This is a genomic window from Klebsiella sp. M041 (assembly GCF_059759695.1).
The window spans coordinates 176,234-194,716 of the sequence record NZ_JCAXWU010000002.1; the positions used below are offsets into that span (position 1 = coordinate 176,234).

At 58.3% G+C, this 18,483-nt stretch carries 19 protein-coding genes; 9 read left to right on the plus strand and 10 right to left on the minus strand.

Features of this window, described 5'->3' with window-relative positions:
- Positions 1-3 precede the first annotated feature (3 nt).
- Positions 4-477, plus strand: a complete 474-nt coding sequence (gene trmL / locus AC6CWS_RS02830; protein WP_023291348.1) for a tRNA (uridine(34)/cytosine(34)/5-carboxymethylaminomethyluridine(34)-2'-O)-methyltransferase TrmL — start codon at positions 4-6, stop codon at positions 475-477.
- A 102-nt stretch (positions 478-579) separates the two neighbouring features.
- Here trmL and cysE read toward each other — a convergent pair whose 3' ends face one another.
- The 5 genes from cysE to AC6CWS_RS02855 form a co-directional block, all read right to left on the minus strand.
- Positions 580-1,401 carry a serine O-acetyltransferase gene (gene cysE, locus AC6CWS_RS02835; RefSeq protein WP_002922426.1) on the minus strand — a complete coding sequence of 274 codons (822 nt, stop codon included), beginning with the start codon at positions 1,399-1,401 and terminating at the stop codon, positions 580-582.
- A 73-nt stretch (positions 1,402-1,474) separates the two neighbouring features.
- Positions 1,475-2,494, minus strand: a complete 1,020-nt coding sequence (gene gpsA, locus AC6CWS_RS02840) for an NAD(P)H-dependent glycerol-3-phosphate dehydrogenase (RefSeq protein ID WP_004205045.1) — start codon at positions 2,492-2,494, stop codon at positions 1,475-1,477.
- Complete coding sequence (gene secB / locus AC6CWS_RS02845; protein WP_002922428.1) at positions 2,494-2,961, minus strand: protein-export chaperone SecB; 468 nt, start codon at positions 2,959-2,961, stop codon at positions 2,494-2,496. The genes gpsA and secB overlap by 1 nt, the downstream gene beginning before the upstream one ends.
- 60 nt (positions 2,962-3,021) lie before the next feature.
- Positions 3,022-3,273: a glutaredoxin 3 gene (gene grxC, locus AC6CWS_RS02850; RefSeq protein WP_002922429.1), complete on the minus strand. Its 252-nt coding sequence runs from the start codon at positions 3,271-3,273 to the stop codon at positions 3,022-3,024.
- Positions 3,274-3,377: 104 nt separating this feature from the next.
- Complete coding sequence (locus AC6CWS_RS02855) at positions 3,378-3,809, minus strand: rhodanese-like domain-containing protein (RefSeq protein WP_023291350.1); 432 nt, start codon at positions 3,807-3,809, stop codon at positions 3,378-3,380.
- A gap of 245 nt (positions 3,810-4,054) precedes the next feature.
- Here AC6CWS_RS02855 and gpmM point away from each other — a divergent pair, with 245 nt between their 5' ends.
- The 3 genes from gpmM to AC6CWS_RS02870 are packed head-to-tail and all read left to right on the plus strand — an operon-like array spanning position 4,055 to position 7,837.
- The gene (gene gpmM, locus AC6CWS_RS02860; protein ID WP_065882885.1) at positions 4,055-5,599 is read left to right on the plus strand and encodes a 2,3-bisphosphoglycerate-independent phosphoglycerate mutase; all 1,545 of its coding nucleotides are present in this window, start codon (positions 4,055-4,057) and stop codon (positions 5,597-5,599) included.
- Between the two features lie 9 nt (positions 5,600-5,608).
- Entirely contained in the window at positions 5,609-6,880 is a 1,272-nt protein-coding gene (envC, locus tag AC6CWS_RS02865) for a murein hydrolase activator EnvC (protein ID WP_023291352.1), read from the plus strand.
- A 3-nt stretch (positions 6,881-6,883) separates the two neighbouring features.
- Positions 6,884-7,837: a divergent polysaccharide deacetylase family protein gene (locus tag AC6CWS_RS02870; RefSeq protein WP_065882886.1), complete on the plus strand. Its 954-nt coding sequence runs from the start codon at positions 6,884-6,886 to the stop codon at positions 7,835-7,837.
- Between the two features lie 5 nt (positions 7,838-7,842).
- Here the strand turns inward: AC6CWS_RS02870 and AC6CWS_RS02875 are convergent, their stop codons facing one another.
- The 3 genes from AC6CWS_RS02875 to kbl form a co-directional block, all read right to left on the minus strand.
- On the minus strand, positions 7,843-8,631 hold the full coding sequence (locus AC6CWS_RS02875) for a glycosyltransferase family 2 protein (protein ID WP_023291354.1): 789 nt from the start codon (positions 8,629-8,631) through the stop codon (positions 7,843-7,845).
- Positions 8,632-8,800: 169 nt separating this feature from the next.
- On the minus strand, positions 8,801-9,826 hold the full coding sequence (gene tdh, locus AC6CWS_RS02880) for an L-threonine 3-dehydrogenase (RefSeq protein ID WP_004205051.1): 1,026 nt from the start codon (positions 9,824-9,826) through the stop codon (positions 8,801-8,803).
- 12 nt (positions 9,827-9,838) lie between these two features.
- Positions 9,839-11,032 (minus strand): glycine C-acetyltransferase, encoded by a 1,194-nt coding sequence (gene kbl / locus AC6CWS_RS02885; protein ID WP_017900044.1) that lies wholly within the window; start codon positions 11,030-11,032, stop codon positions 9,839-9,841.
- 213 nt (positions 11,033-11,245) lie between these two features.
- Here kbl and rfaD point away from each other — a divergent pair, with 213 nt between their 5' ends.
- The 5 genes from rfaD to AC6CWS_RS02910 are packed head-to-tail and all read left to right on the plus strand — an operon-like array spanning position 11,246 to position 16,275.
- A complete protein-coding gene (rfaD, locus tag AC6CWS_RS02890) occupies positions 11,246-12,178 on the plus strand; it encodes an ADP-glyceromanno-heptose 6-epimerase (protein ID WP_023291355.1) in 933 nt (310 codons plus the stop codon).
- An 8-nt stretch (positions 12,179-12,186) separates the two neighbouring features.
- Complete coding sequence (rfaF, locus tag AC6CWS_RS02895; protein WP_044525043.1) at positions 12,187-13,245, plus strand: ADP-heptose--LPS heptosyltransferase RfaF; 1,059 nt, start codon at positions 12,187-12,189, stop codon at positions 13,243-13,245.
- Positions 13,246-13,248: 3 nt separating this feature from the next.
- Positions 13,249-14,220, plus strand: a complete 972-nt coding sequence (gene rfaC, locus AC6CWS_RS02900; protein WP_065882887.1) for a lipopolysaccharide heptosyltransferase RfaC — start codon at positions 13,249-13,251, stop codon at positions 14,218-14,220.
- The gene (locus tag AC6CWS_RS02905) at positions 14,220-15,128 is read left to right on the plus strand and encodes a WaaZ-like lipopolysaccharide core biosynthesis protein (RefSeq protein WP_023291358.1); all 909 of its coding nucleotides are present in this window, start codon (positions 14,220-14,222) and stop codon (positions 15,126-15,128) included. Before rfaC ends, AC6CWS_RS02905 begins: the two co-directional genes overlap by 1 nt.
- Entirely contained in the window at positions 15,106-16,275 is a 1,170-nt protein-coding gene (locus AC6CWS_RS02910) for an O-antigen ligase family protein (protein WP_065882888.1), read from the plus strand. Before AC6CWS_RS02905 ends, AC6CWS_RS02910 begins: the two co-directional genes overlap by 23 nt.
- Positions 16,276-16,319: 44 nt before the next feature.
- Here AC6CWS_RS02910 and AC6CWS_RS02915 read toward each other — a convergent pair whose 3' ends face one another.
- Together AC6CWS_RS02915 and AC6CWS_RS02920 are read right to left on the minus strand one after the other, a co-directional pair.
- A complete protein-coding gene (locus tag AC6CWS_RS02915) occupies positions 16,320-17,399 on the minus strand; it encodes a glycosyltransferase family 9 protein (protein WP_032454363.1) in 1,080 nt (359 codons plus the stop codon).
- 18 nt (positions 17,400-17,417) lie between these two features.
- Positions 17,418-18,380: a polysaccharide deacetylase family protein gene (locus AC6CWS_RS02920; RefSeq protein ID WP_023291361.1), complete on the minus strand. Its 963-nt coding sequence runs from the start codon at positions 18,378-18,380 to the stop codon at positions 17,418-17,420.
- Between the last annotated feature and the right edge of the window lie 103 nt (positions 18,381-18,483).

An 18,483-nucleotide genomic window follows, 5' to 3' on the forward strand; every position in this document is an offset into this window, starting at 1 on the left:
AGTATGCTGAACATCGTGTTATTCGAACCAGAGATCCCGCCGAACACCGGGAATATTATCCGCCTGTGCGCCAACACGGGCTTCAGTCTGCATATCATTGAGCCCATGGGCTTCACCTGGGACGATAAGCGCCTGAGACGCGCCGGACTGGACTATCACGAGTTCACCGCCGTGCAGCGCCACGCCGATTACGCGGCGTTTATCGCCAGCGCGCAGCCGCAGCGTCTGTTCGCCCTGACCACCAAAGGTACGCCGGCGCACAGCGCGGTGAGCTATCAGGATGGCGATTTCTTGATGTTTGGTCCGGAAACCCGCGGTCTGCCGGCCAGCATCCTTGATGCCCTGCCGCCGGAGCAGAAAATTCGGATTCCGATGATGCCGGACAGCCGCAGCATGAACCTGTCAAACGCGGTGTCGGTGGTGGTGTACGAGGCCTGGCGGCAGCTGGGGTATCCAGGCGCCGTGCTGCGCAGCTAACTGACCCCTTCCCGGATGGCGGCGCACCGCGCCTTATCCGGGCGACATGCTGGGCGGGGAGAGATCGTAGGCCCGGTAAGCGCAGCGCCGCCGGGCAAGACGTTAAATCCCGTCGCCGTACTCGAAAGTGTGGTGGATGCCGTTGAAATGCTGATCCATATCCATCGCCGGCTTGTCGCTCTCCGGCTTGCCGACGATACGCGCCGGCACGCCTGCGGCGGTGGTGTGCGGCGGAACCGGCTGCAATACCACCGAACCGGCGCCAATCTTCGCCCCACGCCCGACTTCGATATTGCCGAGGATTTTCGCCCCGGCGCCAATCATCACGCCTTCGCGAATTTTCGGGTGACGGTCGCCGCTGGTTTTACCAGTACCGCCAAGGGTGACCGACTGCAGAATAGAGACGTCATCCTCAATCACCGCCGTTTCACCGACCACAATACCGGTGGCGTGGTCGAGCATAATCCCGCGGCCGATTTTCGCCGCCGGGTGGATATCCACCTGGAAAGAGACGGACACCTGGTTTTGCAGGAAAATCGCCAGCGCACGCCGGCCCTGAGTCCACAGCCAGTGGCCGATACGATAGGCCTGCAGGGCATGGAAACCCTTCAGATAGAGCAACGGCGTCGAGTATTTATCCACCGCCGGGTCACGCGTGCGCACCGCCTGAATATCGCAGGCCGCCGAGGCGATCATTTCCGGGTCGGCGGCGTAGGCTTCTTCCACCACTTCGCGAATGGCGATAGCCGGCATAATCGGGGAAGCCAGCTTGTTGGCCAGCATATAGCTCAGCGCGCTGCCCAGATTTTCATGCTTGAGTAGCGTTGCGTGGTAAAAACTGGCGAGCATTGGCTCACAGTCCGCCAGAGCCCGGGCTTCGGCTTTAATATTATTCCAGACGATATCCAGTTCTTCACACGGCATTGCATACTCCAGGCGATATGGTAATGACCTGCCAGTTCTGCGCTGGCAGGGTCATTCAGGTGACAAAGGAAAGCTAATTGCTGCTGCGCTCGTCCTTGCGGGCGCGACCCAATAAGGTCAATGCTGCCTCGCGCGCAATTTTTCCGCAATACAATACCTGATAAATTTCCTCGGTTATTGGCATTTCGACACCTAAACGCTGTGCCAGAACGCGAACTTCCTTGGTATTGCGGTAGCCTTCAACCACCTGGCCAATCTTTTCCTGGGCGCTTTGCACGTCCATCCCCTGGCCAAGCATCATGCCGAAGCGACGGTTACGGGACTGGTTGTCGGTGCAGGTGAGCACCAGGTCACCGAGGCCGGCCATGCCCATAAAGGTTTCCGGGTCGGCGCCCAGCGCCGCGCCAAGGCGAGACATTTCCACCAGGCCACGGGTAATCAGCGCCGTCCGCGCATTGGCGCCGAAGCCGATGCCGTCCGACATCCCCGCCCCGATGGCGATGACGTTTTTCACCGCGCCGCCGAGCTGGACGCCGATAAAGTCCGGATTGATGTAGACGCGGAAGCTCTTGCCGCAGTGCAGCAGGTGCTGCAGATCCTCGGCAAACTGCGGATCCGTCGCCGCCAGCGAAATCGCCGTCGGCAGGCCGGCGGCCAGCTCTTTGGCGAAGGTTGGCCCGGAGATCACCGCCAGCGGGATATCATCACCCAGCGCTTCACGCGCCACGTCCTGCAGCAGACGACCGGTTTCAGCCTCGAGACCTTTGGTCGCCCATACCAGACGCGCGTCAGGACGCATCAGCGGTTTAATCTGGCGTAACACCTGACCAAACACATGGCTTGGCACCACCACCAGAATATCGCGGCTGGCGGCCAGGGCGGTGGCCAGGTCGCTTTCAAGATGCAGCGTATCCGGGAAAGGCACATCGGGAAGGAACGCGGCGTTGCAGCGATCGTGTTGCAGCGTCGCGATATGTTTCGGGTCATGGCCCCAGAGCACAACGTGGTGGCCATTTCTTGCCAGGGTGATGGCAAGAGCGGTGCCGTAAGAGCCGGCACCGATCACAGTCATTGCAGCATTAAGTGCGTTCATCAGGCATCCTGATGTTGTTCAGCACCTTCGCCAGCCTGCTGCTGCAGATAGTTCATAAACAGCGCATCGAAGTTCACTGGCGCAAGGTTAAGTTGCGGGAAGGTACCGCGGGAAACCAGGCTGGTGATGCACTCGCGCGCGTACGGGAACAGAATGTTCGGGCAGTATGCGCCAAGGCAGTGCGCCATCTGGGTGCCTTCAATGCCGTCGATGGAGAAAATACCGCCCTGCTGTACTTCGCAGAGGAACGCGGTCTCTTCGCCCAGCGCAGCGGTCACGGTTACACGCAGCACCACTTCATAAACGCCTTCAGCCAGCTGGGTGGAGGCGGTATCCAGATCAAGTTTAACTTCCGGCTGCCAGTCTTTCTGGAAAACTTGCGGCGCGTTCGGCGCTTCAAAAGAGATATCTTTGGTATAGATACGCTGGATCTGGAAGGTCATTTCGGTGCTGTTTTGTTCTGACATAGTAAAACCCTTTCGTGTTGTCCTTAAATACGCGCTCCCGGCAGGGAAAGCGCGCAAAAATTAGCGCAAGAGGGGATCAAGTCCACCACGTGAATCAAGCGCATACAAGTCGTCACAGCCGCCAATGTGCTGCGCATCAATAAAAATCTGCGGAACCGTCGTCCGTCCGCTGCGCTGGATCATCTCCTCACGCTTCGCGGCATCGCCATCGATCGGCAACTCATGGAACGTTACGCCTTTGCTATTCAGCAGCGCTTTCGCGCGGATGCAGAACGGGCAGGTCGCTTTGGTGTAGATCTCAATATTGGCCATGACTTCACTCCTGTTATTACCCTGAGGGTTTTACGCCGCAGCCTGTGTTCCCCTCACGTCAGGCGCGAAGGGGAAAACGCGGCGGCATCACCACGCGAGGTAAGTTATTTGCCGCGTACCAGAGGGAGGTTTTCGCCGCTCCAGCCAGCAATGCCCTCTTTCAGTACAAAGACTTTTTCAAACCCGGCTTTGTTCAGCGCGCTGGCTGGCTCTTGCGCCTGCATGCCGGAACCGTCTACCACAATAATGGGTTGCGATTTGTGTTTTTCCAACTCGCCGACGTTATTCGCTTTGATATCGCTGGGCAGCAGGTTGATGGCGCCGGCAATATGGCCTTTACGGAAATCGTCACGCTGACGCAGGTCGACCACCACCGCGTCTTCTTTATTGATAAGACGCGTCGCTTCACCACGGGTGATGACTTTAACTTTCGACATCAGGCCCTTGAAGGTGGTGAACAGCACCGCCCCCAGCAGCGCGATCCACGCGATGCTCAGAACAGGGTGACGGCCGATGAATTGCATAATTTCTTGCATGGGGGGTTACAACTCCCGACTAAGTGAGAAAAAAACCAGGAAAGGAGTATACCTGTGCCTTGCGGCAATTACAGCCAGTGAGCGCGATGTAATGTATTTTCTGCGGGCGGCGGCGAAAAAAAGCCGTTCTCGCTGACGCGCCGCGGCCCGGCCGCTCCCTTTCTTTGATCTTTCACGGGGATTTAAACGATTCAGCTGTAGTAAAATTACGCAAAATTTCTGTCTTTGAGCATGAGGTTGTCGCAATGTCGGTTACTAAAAAACCTATGGTACTGGTGATTCTGGATGGCTACGGCTATCGCGAAGACCAACAGGATAACGCCATTTACAGCGCTAAAACGCCGGTAATGGACGCCCTTTGGGCCAAACGTCCGCATACCCTGATCGATGCATCCGGCCTGGAAGTTGGCCTGCCGGACCGTCAGATGGGGAACTCCGAAGTGGGCCACGTCAACCTGGGCGCCGGTCGTATCGTCTATCAGGACCTGACCCGTCTCGATGTGGAAATTAAAGAACGCACCTTCTTCGCCAATCCGGTACTGACCGCCGCGGTCGATAAAGCGGTTGCCGCGTGTAAAGCGGTACATATCATGGGTCTGATGTCGCCGGGCGGCGTTCACAGCCATGAAGATCACATCATGGCGATGGTGGAGCTGGCGGCAGAGCGCGGCGCAGAGAAGATCTACCTGCACGCTTTCCTCGACGGTCGTGACACCCCACCGCGCAGCGCGGAAAAAACGCTGGCAAAATTCGAAGCCAAATTTGCCGCGCTGGGCAAGGGCCGCATCGCGTCGCTCATTGGCCGCTACTACGCCATGGACCGCGACAACCGCTGGGATCGCGTTGAGCAGGCTTACGATCTGATGACGCTGGCGAAAGGCGAATTCCAGGCCGATACCGCCGTCGCCGGCCTGCAGGCTGCCTACGCCCGTGACGAAAACGACGAGTTCGTGAAAGCGACCGTGATCCGCGCCGCCGGCCAGGCCGATGCCGCGATGGAAGATGGCGATGCGCTGATCTTCATGAACTTCCGTGCTGACCGCGCACGCGAAATCACCCGCGCCTTCGTCAACGCCGACTTCGACGGCTTTGCGCGTAAGAAAGTGGTTAACCTCGACTTCGTGATGCTCACCGAATATGCCGCCGACATCAAAGTGGCCTGCGCCTACCCGCCCGCCTCGCTGGCCAATACCTTCGGCGAGTGGATGGCGAAGCACGATAAAACCCAGCTGCGCATCTCCGAAACCGAGAAATACGCCCACGTCACCTTCTTCTTCAACGGCGGCGTAGAAGAGCCGTTCAAAGGCGAAGAGCGGATTCTGATTAACTCGCCGAAAGTGGCGACCTACGATCTGCAGCCGGAAATGAGCTCCGCCGAGCTGACCGAAAAACTGGTCGCGGCCATCAAAGGCGGCCAGTACGACACCATCATCTGTAACTACCCGAACGGCGATATGGTTGGCCATACCGGCGTGATGGAAGCGGCAGTGAAAGCCGTTGAAGCGCTGGATCACTGTATCGATCAGGTGGCTCAGGCGGTGGAATCCGTTGGCGGCCAGCTGCTGATCACCGCCGACCACGGTAACGCCGAACAGATGCGCGACCCGGCCACCGGCCAGGCGCACACCGCCCACACCAACCTGCCGGTTCCGCTGATCTACGTCGGTAACAAAGCGGTTAAAGCGGTCAATGGCGGCAAACTTTCCGACATCGCCCCGACCATGCTGTCGCTGATGGGAATGGAAATCCCGCAAGAGATGACTGGCAAGCCGCTGTTCATCGTGGAATAATCCTTCCCCATGAGGGGAAAGGCGACGTATTCAACTACATGGATCGCAACGGCAGTTCGATCCGTCCTTTACGCCAGCGCGCTCAGCGCTGGCGTATTACTGTGCGCGTCATCTGCGCACGCCGACGATCGCGATCAGCTAAAGTCCATCCAGGCCGACATCGCCGCCAGGCAGCGGGCGATTAAGCAACAGCAGCAGCAGCGCGCAAGCCTGCTCGCTCAGCTCAAAGCGCAGGAAGAGGCGATCGCCGCCGCGGCCCGCAAACTGCGCGAAACCCAGGACAGCCTGAACCAGCTCAATAAGCAGATTGACGAGATGAACGCTTCTCTCGCGAAGCTGGAGCGCCAGCGCGCGTCTCAGGAGCGTAACCTCGCCGCGCAGCTTGACGCGGCGTTCCGCCAGGGGCCGCATACCGGCATCCAGATGGTGCTGAGCGGTGAAGAGGGTCAGCGCAATCAGCGGATGCAGGTCTATTTCAGCTATTTCAACCAGGCCCGCCAGGAAACCATCGCGGAACTGAAGAAAACGCGCGAAGAGATGGCGGTGCAAAAGTCGATGCTCGAAGAGAAGCAGAGCCAGCAGCAGACGCTGGTCTACGAGCAAAAAGCCCAGCAGGCGAAGCTGGAGCAGGCGCGTAACGAACGGAAAAAGACCCTTTCCGGCCTGGAGTCCTCCATTCAGCGGGGTCAGCAACAGTTAAGTGAATTGCGGGCTAACGAATCGCGCCTACGCGGTCGTATCGCCCAGGCGGAGGCTGCCGCCAAAGCCCGTGCCGATCGGGAAGCTCGCGATGCGCAGGCGGTGCGCGACCGCCAGCAGGAAGCATCGCGCAAAGGCACCACCTATAAACCAACGGAAAGCGAGCGTTCGCTGATGTCACGCACCGGTGGGCTGGGCTCGCCGCGCGGTCAGGCGTTCTGGCCGGTTCGCGGTCCGCTCCTTCATCGATATGGCGAACAGCTGCAAGGTGAACTACGTTGGAAAGGGATGGTTATCGCCGCGTCTGAAGGCACCGAAGTCAGAGCGATTGCCGATGGTCGGGTCATTCTGGCCGACTGGCTGCAGGGCTATGGTCTGGTGGTGGTGGTCGAGCATGGCAAAGGCGACATGAGCCTGTATGGCTATAACCAAAGCGCGCTGGTCAGCGTCGGTACGCAGGTGCGTGCCGGTCAGCCTATCGCGCTCGTAGGCAGCAGCGGCGGTCAGGGCCGTCCGTCGCTCTATTTCGAAATTCGCCGCCAGGGTCAGGCGGTCAATCCACAGCCGTGGTTGGGAAGATAAGTTTTGCTTCAATTTCGCGCAATTGCTCTTGCCGTAGCCGGTTCGCTGGCTCTGGCGGCGCCAGCGTTCGCTGGCAAACTCTCCATCGTTATTGACGATTTTGGCTACCGCCCGCAGACCGAAAATCAGGTGCTGGCGCTGCCGTCCACTATCTCCGTCGCCGTGCTGCCGAACGCGCCGCACGCCCGGGAAATGGCCACGAAAGCGCATAATCTGGGCCATGAAGTGCTCATCCACCTGCCGATGGCGCCGCTCAGCAAACAGCCGCTGGAAAAAGACACCCTGCGTCCCGAAATGAGCAGCGAGGAGATCGAGCGCATCATCCGCGAGGCCTATGGCAAAGTCCCCTACGCCGTCGGGCTGAATAACCATATGGGCAGCGCGATGACCTCCAACCTGTTTGGCATGCAGAAGGTGATGCAGGCCCTGGAGCGCTACAATCTCTATTTTCTCGACAGCGTGACCATCGGCAATACCCAGGCCATGCGCGCCGCGCAGGGCACCGGGGTGAAGGTGATTAAGCGTAAGGTGTTTCTGGACGATACGCAGAATGAAGCCGATATCCGCACTCAGTTCAACCGCGCCATCGCCCTGGCGCGGCGTAACGGTTCGGCGATAGCCATTGGCCATCCCCATCCGACGACGGTGCGGGTGCTGCAGCAGATGGTCTATAACCTGCCGCCGGATATCACGCTGGTGCGCCCGAGCAGCCTGCTCAACGAGCCGCAGGTCGACAACTCGACGCCAAACTACGCTCAGCCGCCTGCGCAACAAACGCCGCAGCAGCAGAAGCCGCGTAATCCGTTCCACGGCGTGAAGTATTGCAAGCCGAAGCGCCCGCTGGAGCCCGTGAACGCCAGCCGCTTCTTCACTATCCTCAGCGACAGCATCAGCCAGAGCGCGCTGGTCCAGTACTATCGCCTCAAATGGCAGGGCTGGGACAATCCCGGCAGCTAGACCACTCAGGGGTCCGTTCGCTTTTGCGCGACGGGCGCCTGGTTATCTTCGTGGGCGTACCACGCCTTAAAATATTTGAGAAAGCTGTAAAACGTGGCGTACAGGCCGGTGACCACGCCGACTTTGCCATAGCGCCACGCCCCGCTGAACAGATACCACTTAAAGAAAGCGCCAATCGCGCTGACGATCCCCCGCGTCAGCGAAGGTGTGATCTGCTGGTGCTTCACCAGCCGGGTGGTATAGCTGTTCAGCTTATTAAACACTTCATGCAGCGAATAAAAGGTGTCATGGCGTACAAAGCCCGGCAGCCTGACGGAGCGCGCGTGTCCGACCACCTGGTCATCCACCGGCCGGTCGTTAAATCGCGCCTGCTGGCGGTTAAAGAGGCGCACCGGGTAATCCGGCGAGGAAATGGGGTAGATCGTCCGCACCTGCGTGCCAAGCACAAACCAGTAGCGCGGCAAACGCCAGGCGCAGGCCGGGTCAGGCTCCTCCCCCGCTTTTAGCGCCTGAATGGCCGCCACGACGTCGTTATCAAGAATTTCATCGCTGTCCATGCACAGCACCCAGTCATGGCTGGCCAGCCCGATGGCATAGTTCATCTGCGCGCCGTGGGCTTTATAGGCATGATGATGGACGGTGAGACCAAACTGCTGACAAATAGAGACCGTTTCGTCGGTGCTACCGGAGTCGACGACAATACACTCATCAGCCACCTTCAGCAGCGGGGGCAGCACCTCCATGAGCAGACGTGCAGAGTTACAGGTCAGTAAGCATACGGAGAGTTTAAGCATGATCGTTTCAAAGTTAAACCGCGACTAAACACACTGTATAAGCGAATAACCGTAAAATCGATGTAGAAATTGTGCGCTTGATATTAAGCAGGCTAAAAATGTTATCCAAATCTAAATTAAGGCGCCCGCAGGCGCCTTTTTTGCTGATGTTTACAACAGACCGGAGGCGTTATTCCCAGCTCAGAACCACTTTACCGGACTGACCGGAGCGCATGGCGTCAAAGCCCTTCTGGAAGTCGTCAATGCCGAAGCGGTGGGTGATGATCGGCGAAAGATCCAGGCCAGACTGGATCAGCGCCGCCATCTTGTACCAGGTTTCGAACATTTCGCGACCATAGATCCCTTTGATAAACAGCCCCTTGAAGATGACCTTGGTCCAGTCGATGGACATATCCGACGGCGGGATACCCAACATCGCGATACGGCCGCCGTGGTTCATGGTATCCAGCATGCTGCGGAACGCCGGCGGCGCGCCGGACATCTCCAGACCCACGTCGAAACCTTCAGTCATCCCCAGCTCAGCCATCACGTCGTTGAGGTTCTCTTTCGCCACGTTCACCGCGCGGGTGACGCCCATTTTGCGCGCCAGCTCGAGACGGTACTCGTTAACGTCAGTGATCACCACGTTACGCGCGCCGACGTGTTTCGCCACCGCCGCCGCCATCACGCCGATCGGACCGGCGCCGGAGACCAGCACGTCTTCCCCTACCAGATCGAAGGAGAGCGCGGTGTGCACGGCGTTGCCGAATGGGTCGAAGATGGACGCCAGGTCATCAGAGATATTGTCGGGAATTTTAAAGGCGTTAAAGGCCGGGATCACCAGATACTCGGCAAAGCAGCCCGGGCGGTTGACGCCCACGCCGATGGTGTTGCGGCACAGGTGGGTACGGCCCGCGCGGCAGTTACGGCAGTGACCGCAGGTGATATGCCCTTCGCCGGAGACGCGGTCGCCAATCTTAAAGCCGCGCACTTCCTGGCCAATCCCCACCACTTCGCCGACATATTCGTGCCCGACCACCATCGGCACCGGAATGGTCTTCTGCGACCACTCATCCCAGTTGTAGATGTGCACGTCGGTCCCGCAAATGGCGGTCTTGCGGATTTTAATCAGCAGATCGTTATGGCCGACTTCCGGTTCCGGTACGTCGGTCATCCAGATGCCTTCTTCCGCTTTCAGTTTGGATAACGCTTTCATCTCACACCCTTATTAGGCGATGACGCCCAGTTGTTTGCCGATGCGGGTAAAGGCTTCCACCGCACGCTCAATTTGTTCAGGGGTATGCGCCGCCGACATCTGGGTGCGAATACGCGCCTGGCCTTTCGGTACCACCGGATAGAAGAAGCCGGTGACATAGATCCCTTCTTTCTGCAGTTCGCGGGCAAAGTTCTGCGCCACCACCGCTTCACCCAGCATCACCGGAATGATGGCGTGGTCGGCACCCGCCAGGGTGAAGCCTGCCGCAGTCATTTTTTCACGGAACAGACGCGCGTTGGCCCACAGGCGATCGCGCAGGTCTGCGCCCTCTTCGACCATCTCCAGCACTTTGATGGAGGCGGCCACGATGGCCGGCGCCAGAGAGTTGGAGAACAGATACGGACGGGAACGCTGGCGCAGCCACTCGACCACCTCTTTGCGTGCGGCGGTGTAGCCGCCGGAGGCGCCGCCCAGCGCTTTACCCAGCGTGCCGGTGATGATGTCGACGCGCCCCATCACATCGCAGTATTCGTGGGAGCCGCGGCCGTTTTCGCCGACGAAGCCGACGGCGTGGGAGTCATCGACCATCACCAGCGCATCGTATTTATCCGCCAGGTCGCAAACGCCTTTCAGGTTGGCGATCACACCGTCCATCGAGAAGACGCCGTCGGTGGCGATCAGCACGTGACGCGCGCCAGCGTCGCGGGCTTCTTTCAGACGCGCTTCCAGTTCCTGCATATCGTTGTTGGCATAGCGGAAGCGCTTTGCTTTACACAGGCGCACGCCGTCGATGATCGAGGCATGGTTCAGGGCGTCGGAGATAATGGCGTCTTCCGGGCCGAGCAGCGTTTCAAACAGGCCGCCGTTGGCGTCAAAGCAGGAGGAGTAGAGGATCGCGTCTTCCATACCGAGGAAATCCGCCAGCTTCTTCTCCAGCTGCTTGTGCGTATCCTGGGTGCCGCAGATGAAGCGTACCGAGGCCATCCCGAAGCCGTGGCTGTCCATACCGGATTTCGCCGCGTCGATCAGCGCCGGGTGGTTGGCCAGACCCAGATAGTTATTGGCGCAGAAGTTAATCACGTGGCTGTCGCCGACGGTAATGTCCGCCTGCTGCGCCGAGGTGATGATGCGCTCTTCTTTAAACAAGCCTTCAGCCCGAGCGGTCTCCAGATTGCTAGTTAACTGTTTGTAGAAATCACCACGCATTGCAACTCTCCAGATTCGGCAAAATTTGGCACATATTACCCAAAGCTATACGCTGATACGAGATGATGCATGCCTGAATGAATTATTTGCAGCATAAATCACGTCAGCCCAGCACCTTATTCTGCGAATGGCTGTAGGCTTGCTCATGTGGTGATATGATATGAGCATTCATGTCCGGATTGTCTCCGGGCTCTCAACTTCAAAGGTACAGTTATGATCATCGTAACCGGCGGCGCAGGCTTTATCGGCAGCAACATCGTTAAAGCGCTGAATGACAAGGGCATTACCGACATTCTGGTTGTCGACAATCTGAAAGACGGCACCAAGTTTGTGAACCTGGTTGACCTGAATATCGCTGACTACATGGATAAAGAAGACTTTCTGATCCAGATTATGGCAGGCGAAGAGTTCGGCGACATTGACGCTATCTTCCACGAAGGCGCGTGCTCTTCCACCACGGAGTGGGACGGCAAGTACATGATGGACAACAACTATCAGTACTCCAAAGAGCTGCTGCACTACTGCCTGGAGCGCGAAATTCCGTTCCTGTACGCCTCTTCGGCGGCCACCTACGGTGGACGCACCAGCGATTTCATCGAGTCTCGCGAGTATGAGCAGCCGCTAAACGTCTACGGCTACTCCAAATTCCTGTTCGATGAATACGTTCGTCAGATCCTGCCGGAAGCCAATTCGCAGATCGTCGGCTTCCGCTACTTCAACGTCTACGGGCCGCGCGAAGGCCACAAAGGCAGCATGGCGAGCGTCGCTTTCCACCTCAACACCCAGCTGAATAATGGCGAAAGTCCGAAACTGTTCGAAGGCAGCGACGGCTTCAAGCGCGACTTCGTCTACGTCGGCGACGTGGCTGACGTCAACCTGTGGTTCTGGGAAAACGGCGTTTCCGGCATCTTCAACCTCGGCACGGGCCGCGCGGAATCCTTCCAGGCCGTCGCCGACGCGACCCTGGCGTACCACAAAAAAGGCAGCATCGAGTACATCCCATTCCCGGACAAACTGAAAGGCCGCTACCAGGCGTTCACCCAGGCGGATCTGACTAACCTGCGTAAAGCGGGCTATGACAAACCGTTCAAAACCGTTGCCGAAGGCGTAACGGAGTATATGGCCTGGCTGAATCGGGATGCGTAAGAGATAACATGAAAATTCTGGTGGTAGGCCCGTCTTGGGTGGGCGACATGATGATGTCGCAAAGTCTTTATCGTACGCTCAGGGCGCGCTATCCCCAGGCGATTATCGACGTGATGGCGCCAGCCTGGTGTCGTCCGTTGTTATCGCGCATGCCGGAAGTGAACGAAGCGATCCCGATGCCGCTGGGCCACGGCGCGCTGGCTATCGGCGAACGCCGCAAGCTCGGCCACAGCCTGCGCGAGCGTCGCTACGATCGCGCTTACGTGCTGCCAAACTCGTTTAAATCGGCATTAGTCCCCTTCTTTGCCAACATCCCGCTACGCACCGGCTGGCGCGGCGAGATGCGCTACGGCCTGCTCAACGACGCCCGGGTGCTGGACAAAGACGCCTGGCCGCTGATGGTGGAACGCTACGTGGCGCTGGCCTACGACAACGGCGTGATGCGCTGCGCCAAAGATCTGCCGCAGCCGCTGCTATGGCCGCAGCTGCAGGTCAACGAAGGGGAAAAGTCGCAGGCCTGCAGCGCCTTTAACCTGTCCAACGATCGGCCGATCATCGGCTTTTGCCCCGGCGCGGAGTTCGGCCCGGCAAAACGCTGGCCGCACTATCACTATGCTGCGCTGGCGAAAAAGCTCATCGACGATGGTTATCAGATTGCGCTATTTGGCTCGGCAAAAGATAACGAGGCCGGCAAAGAGATCATCGCCGCCCTCAGCAGCGAGCAGCAGGCCTGGTGCCGGAATCTGGCGGGTGAAACCCAGCTGGAGCAGGCGGTGATCCTGATTGCCGCCTGTAAAGCGGTGGTGACTAACGATTCGGGGCTGATGCACGTCGCCGCGGCGCTGGACCGCCCGCTGGTGGCGCTGTATGGCCCGAGCAGTCCGGACTTTACCCCGCCGCTGTCGCATAAAGCGCGCGTGATCCGTCTGATTACCGGCTACCACAAGGTGCGCAAAGGCGATGCCGCGGAAGGTTATCATCAGAGCCTGATCGACATTACGCCAGAGCGCGTCCTGCAAGAGCTGAACGAATTGCTGACGGAAAAAACCGGGCACGAGGAAGCGTAGCGGATGCGGGTATTGATTGTAAAAACCTCATCGATGGGCGACGTGCTGCACACGCTGCCCGCGCTGACCGACGCCGCGCAGGCCATCCCCGGCATCCGCTTCGACTGGGTTGTGGAAGAAGGCTTCGCGCAGATCCCCTCCTGGCATGACAGCGTCGAGCGGGTGATCCCGGTGGCGATCCGCCGCTGGCGTAAAGCCTGGTTCTCCGCGCCGATCAAAGCGGAGCGTAAAGCCTTTCGCGAGGCCGTCCAGGCGGTCAAGTATGACGCCATTATCGACGCCCAGGGGCTGGTGAAAAGCGCTGCGCTGGTCACCCGTCTGGCGCACGGCGTCAAGCATGGTATGGACTGGCAAACGGCCCGCGAGCCGCTGGCCAGCCTGTTTTACAACCGCCGCCACCACATTGCGAAACAGCAGCACGCGGTGGAGCGTACCCGCGAGCTGTTCGCCAAAAGCCTCGGCTACGCGAAACCCCAAACCCAGGGGGATTACGCCATTGCGCGCCATTTCCTGCAGCACGAGGCTAGCGCTGCCGCCCCCTATCTGGTGTTCCTGCACGCCACCACCCGCGACGATAAGCACTGGCCGGAAAACCGCTGGCAGGAACTGCTCGATCTGCTGGCCGACAGCGGCGTCCGCATTAAGCTGCCGTGGGGCGCCCCGCACGAAGAGGCGCGGGCGAAGCGGCTGGCGGAAGGCCGGGAATATGTTGAAGTGCTGCCGCGCATGAGCCTTGAGCAGGTGGCGCAGGTTCTGGCCAGCGCCCGGGCCGTCGTCTCGGTCGATACCGGCCTGAGCCATCTGACCGCCGCGCTGGATAAACCGAACTTCACGCTCTACGGCCCGACCGATCCGGGGCTGATTGGCGGATACGGTAAAAACCAGCACATCGTGCGGCCGGAAAACAGCGCTAGCACCGGCGATATTACCGCCAGCCGGGTTCATCTTCTTCTGCAAAATCAGGGGCTGCTCTGATGGGATCCCTGTTTAAGCAGATCTATCGCTACACCCGCCCTCGCGCTTATCGTCACAATGAAAATCTGTGGCCTTTTACCCGCATCACCCGCGCGCCGAGCGGCGAAATCAGCGCGTTGCGCTATAAAGGGAAAACGGTGCCGCTGGTCAGCCTGAGCGCGCTGAAAAACAGCATGCAGGGCGAAGTCCTGCTGACCGCCACTGGCCCTTCGACCCGCAATATCGATTTTTCCCTGTTGTCGAAAACGATCCCGGTGATGGGCGTCAATGGCGCCTGGCATCTTGCCGACCGCCTGCACTTTTCGCTCTATACCATCGTCGACATGGAGTTTTTCGATAAGAAGCCGGACATTATCCGCGCCATCGTCAGTCAGCCGGACATTCTGCTGTTCACCACCATGCATGGGATCGCCAAAATCGTCGATCGCCATGCGGACGCGCTGCGCTGCCGTTTGGCGTTGATTGAGGACGGTTGCTATAAGATTTACCAGCCGAAAGTCGCCAGCGAAGCGATAAAGCGCACTTACCAGCAGAATCCGGCGATGTGCTTTCATCCCCAGCGCCCGGATATCTGTTTTAGCACCGATATTCGCCAGGGCGTCTTTGATGCCGGCACGGTGGTCTACTGGGCGCTGCAGATCCTCGCCTGGCTGGGCTTCAGCACTATCCTGGTGAGCGGTCTGGATATGACTAACTTCAACCAGCCGCGATTCTACGAAACACAACAAGAAAAATTGCCTTCGTACCTGGCAACAAAAGTGGATACCCTCGTCATGCCCTCCTTTGCGCATGCCGCGCAGGTACTGCAGCAACGCCAGATCCGGGTAATTAATTTTTCACCAGAAAGCGCTGTGCCGGACACTATTTTCGAAAAGGTTGCGTTTAATGAGTACTTTAAAAATGAGTAACTACGCCAGACAGGGTTACTCGATTGTTTTTCCTTTGTTTTTATTTTTCAGCGCGATTTTTTGCATGTCCACCCGGACCAATAACCTGCTGCATTTATCGATCCTGCTGCTCTTGCTCTCGCTGGTACGCCCGGAAAACCGCCAGGCGCTGGCCGGCGTGTTACGCGAACAGTGGCAGACCTGGGCGCTGCTGGCGGTCTTCTTTATCTATTACGCCCTCAGTAACCTGTGGGGCCATACGCCGCAGCATATCGACTCGCCGATCACCCACGGCGTGTACCTGACGGGCTATCTGTTGCTGATGGCGATGCTGCTCAGCGACGAACGAACCCGCCGCCTGGCCATGCTGGCGGTGGTTGGCGGGGTCACCGCGCTCTCGCTGTGGACGCTGATGTTCGACCACACCCTGGTCCTCACCGAACGAGCGGTCTCCCCCGAGAACCCCGGGCCAACAAACGTTATCGACCTTGCCGGATACTGCGGCATCGGCATCTTAATCTGCGGCATGCTACTGAAAGAAAAAGCCAGCCACTGGCTCTATCTGCCAGTGGCCATCATGCTGGTGATGATGCTGCTGACCCAAAGCCGCGGGCCGATCATCGCCTTGGTGCTGGCGGTCGGCTGTACGCTGCACCTGCATGTCTTCACCCGCCGCAACCTGCTGATCGCCGCTGCGCTGGCCGTGCTGGTGGCTCTGCTTTTGGTCATGACGCCGGTGGGCGACATGCTGCTCGCCCGTTTCGAAGAGCTGGGCACCCAAAGCGGGCTGCGCCTGAGCATCTGGCACCATACGCTGTCGGAGATGGCCAGCCAGCCCTGGCTGGGACGCGGTTTCAGCTATGAACTGGATTTCATCAACTACAGCGGCGAACACATCACCACCACCCACAGCGTATATATGGGCGCCCTGCTGAAAGGCGGCATCGTGGGTTTACTGCTGTTGCTGGCGGTCATTGCCTGCGGACTGTGGCAGGCGTGGCGCAAGCGCCGCTCCGACAGCCGCTACAGTCTGGCGATCCTGTTTTACGCGCTGGTATTTATGGCCTCGCAGGGGATGTTTATCATCAGCAACCCCCGGGAGACCTGGGTGCTGTTCTGGCTGCCGCTGGGCATTGCGCTCAGCAAAGGGCTGGCGGAAAAGCGTTAACAAGAAAGGGCCGCTGACGGCCCTTTTTTATATTCACTTTTCTATTAACTGCGGGCGGCGACCAGCCGGTCGGCCTGCTCTTTAATCACCGGCCATACCGACTCAATCGCCACATCGGCGACATTCGCTTCTTCACAAACGATCTGCCTCGCTTTGTCATAGCCCGGCGCCCAGATATGATAGCCGGGCAGCCCGGTATCCTTGAGTTTGCGTTTGTTATAGACCGCCACCATCGGTTTATCGAAAGCGCGGGCGATATGCACGATCGAGGTGTCCGGCGTAATGACTAAATCACAGCTGCGAATCACCTCCACGGCGGAGTTGATAGTGCTGTCGGCGACGTACAGCGCCATATCCAGCCCCAGCTGCTGAATTTTCTCGCTGCGACCCACCATCACGATACAGACCCGGTAAGGCAGAGCATGTAGCCGCTCGACCAGGGTCGCCACCTGATGACGACAGAAGTCTTTATCCTCAGAGGCGGTAAAAGGGTTAATGGCGATGCGCAGTGCGACCTCTCCGGCCTGGGAAAGCAAGCGCGCCACTTTCTCCCGCTCATGGCGACAGCCGGGGAGATGATAGTCGTATGGCTGGTCGTCAACGACGCCAAAAAGCTTCACCACCTGCTGATAGCGCAGGGAAATATGGCTGTTGCTGTCAAAAAAAGCGATCGAATGATCGTAAAGTTTATAGGGCTCTTTATTAAAGCCAATCACGCTGGTCGCCCGTAAATCGGCGAGTAATTTAAAGCGTTCATAGCTGGTCACGTCATCAAAATCGATAACCGCATCAAAACCCGCCGCCCGTAACGTATTTAAGGACATGCGTGGTCGATATAAATATACTTGCTCAATGAATTCTGAGCCGGCTAATATTTCGCAGCATATTGGTCCGGTTAACACCGAAACCTGATATCCCCGTTCGGCCAGTATTCTGGCGCAGCCGGTGGTCACCACCATATCGCCGACTTTATCGTCCAGGCGCAATAGCAGCACGCGGCGCACGGGGGCCGGGTCGAAGGGTTTGCGCGCCGGCTTATTTCTGTATCGATAGTTAATTAAATTAAATTTAATACCGCGGAAAAAAGCGTTCTTTTTCCGCGTCAATTGTTTAAGGATACGCATACGGTACCTTGAGCTGTGTTAGCGCTGTGTGATTTTCCGCTGGTAATATTCTGCCAACGTCATGCCCTTCACCTGCGGCGCCAGCCAGCTAAAAAAGGCTTCAAGGTCAGCGTATAAACGCTCAATATCCCGTTCATTCTGGAACGTGGGGCTGCCGCCGGGCATATATTCTGAAGAGTGGAGCATATATTCCACGTAGTCATTGCCCTGCGTCAACGTTTGTTCGACGACTTTTTTCATCGTCTCCACGTTGCCGCCCATCGGACGCAGCCAGTGCACGGAGGGGGAACGCACTTTGCCGCGCAGGCGGTCGTAGCCCTGCTTCACGCTGTTCATCCACGCGGAGTGCTTGTACTGAATGCTCATCGGCACTTCCAGCAGCGGCGAGCGGCCCTCGCGGCTGATGTCATTTTCATCGAGGAAATAGGCATGCTGCGGGAAGCGACGATAATCGGTCCCGCCATCGCCCTGCGGCGCCCCCTTGGCGGTCTTCCAGTTCACCCGCGGGGTCACCGAGCAATCCACCTGATACCCGTACTCCACCAGCAGACGCGCATAGCGCTCGTCAAAGGCCCAGCGCCCGGCGCGATGACTAACCATTTTGGTCTGGAAGGTGTCCTCCAGCAGACGCGTCATATAGTCGACCTTCTCACGCATCATGGCATCGCTGTATTCAATGAGATAAGGCTTATGCCGCCAGTCATCGGCGGTCAGCGGCTCGGTCGGCGGGCTGTTCCAGGCATGCAGATGCATACCGACTTCCGCGGTGCCGCGGGCAATCACGTCTCTGGCGAATTCGATATAAAAGGGATCGATGGCCATTTCATAATTGGTCAAATAGACCGGTTTAAAGCCATACTTTTCGCAAAGCTGCTGAAAACGCGGGAGATAACGCGCATTCTCGGTGGTGATGCTGTCATGTTTTTGCCAGAGGTTATCGCCCTCTGTATCAATCGTGATGAGAAATGCGGGATTGTGCACGAAAACGTCCTCAGGCCATACGTATCGGGTCATGGTAGAGCAATACAACGCTTCTCTCAATCTGTCTGATCCCCTAGAATCGGAACCCTTATCCTGGATGAAG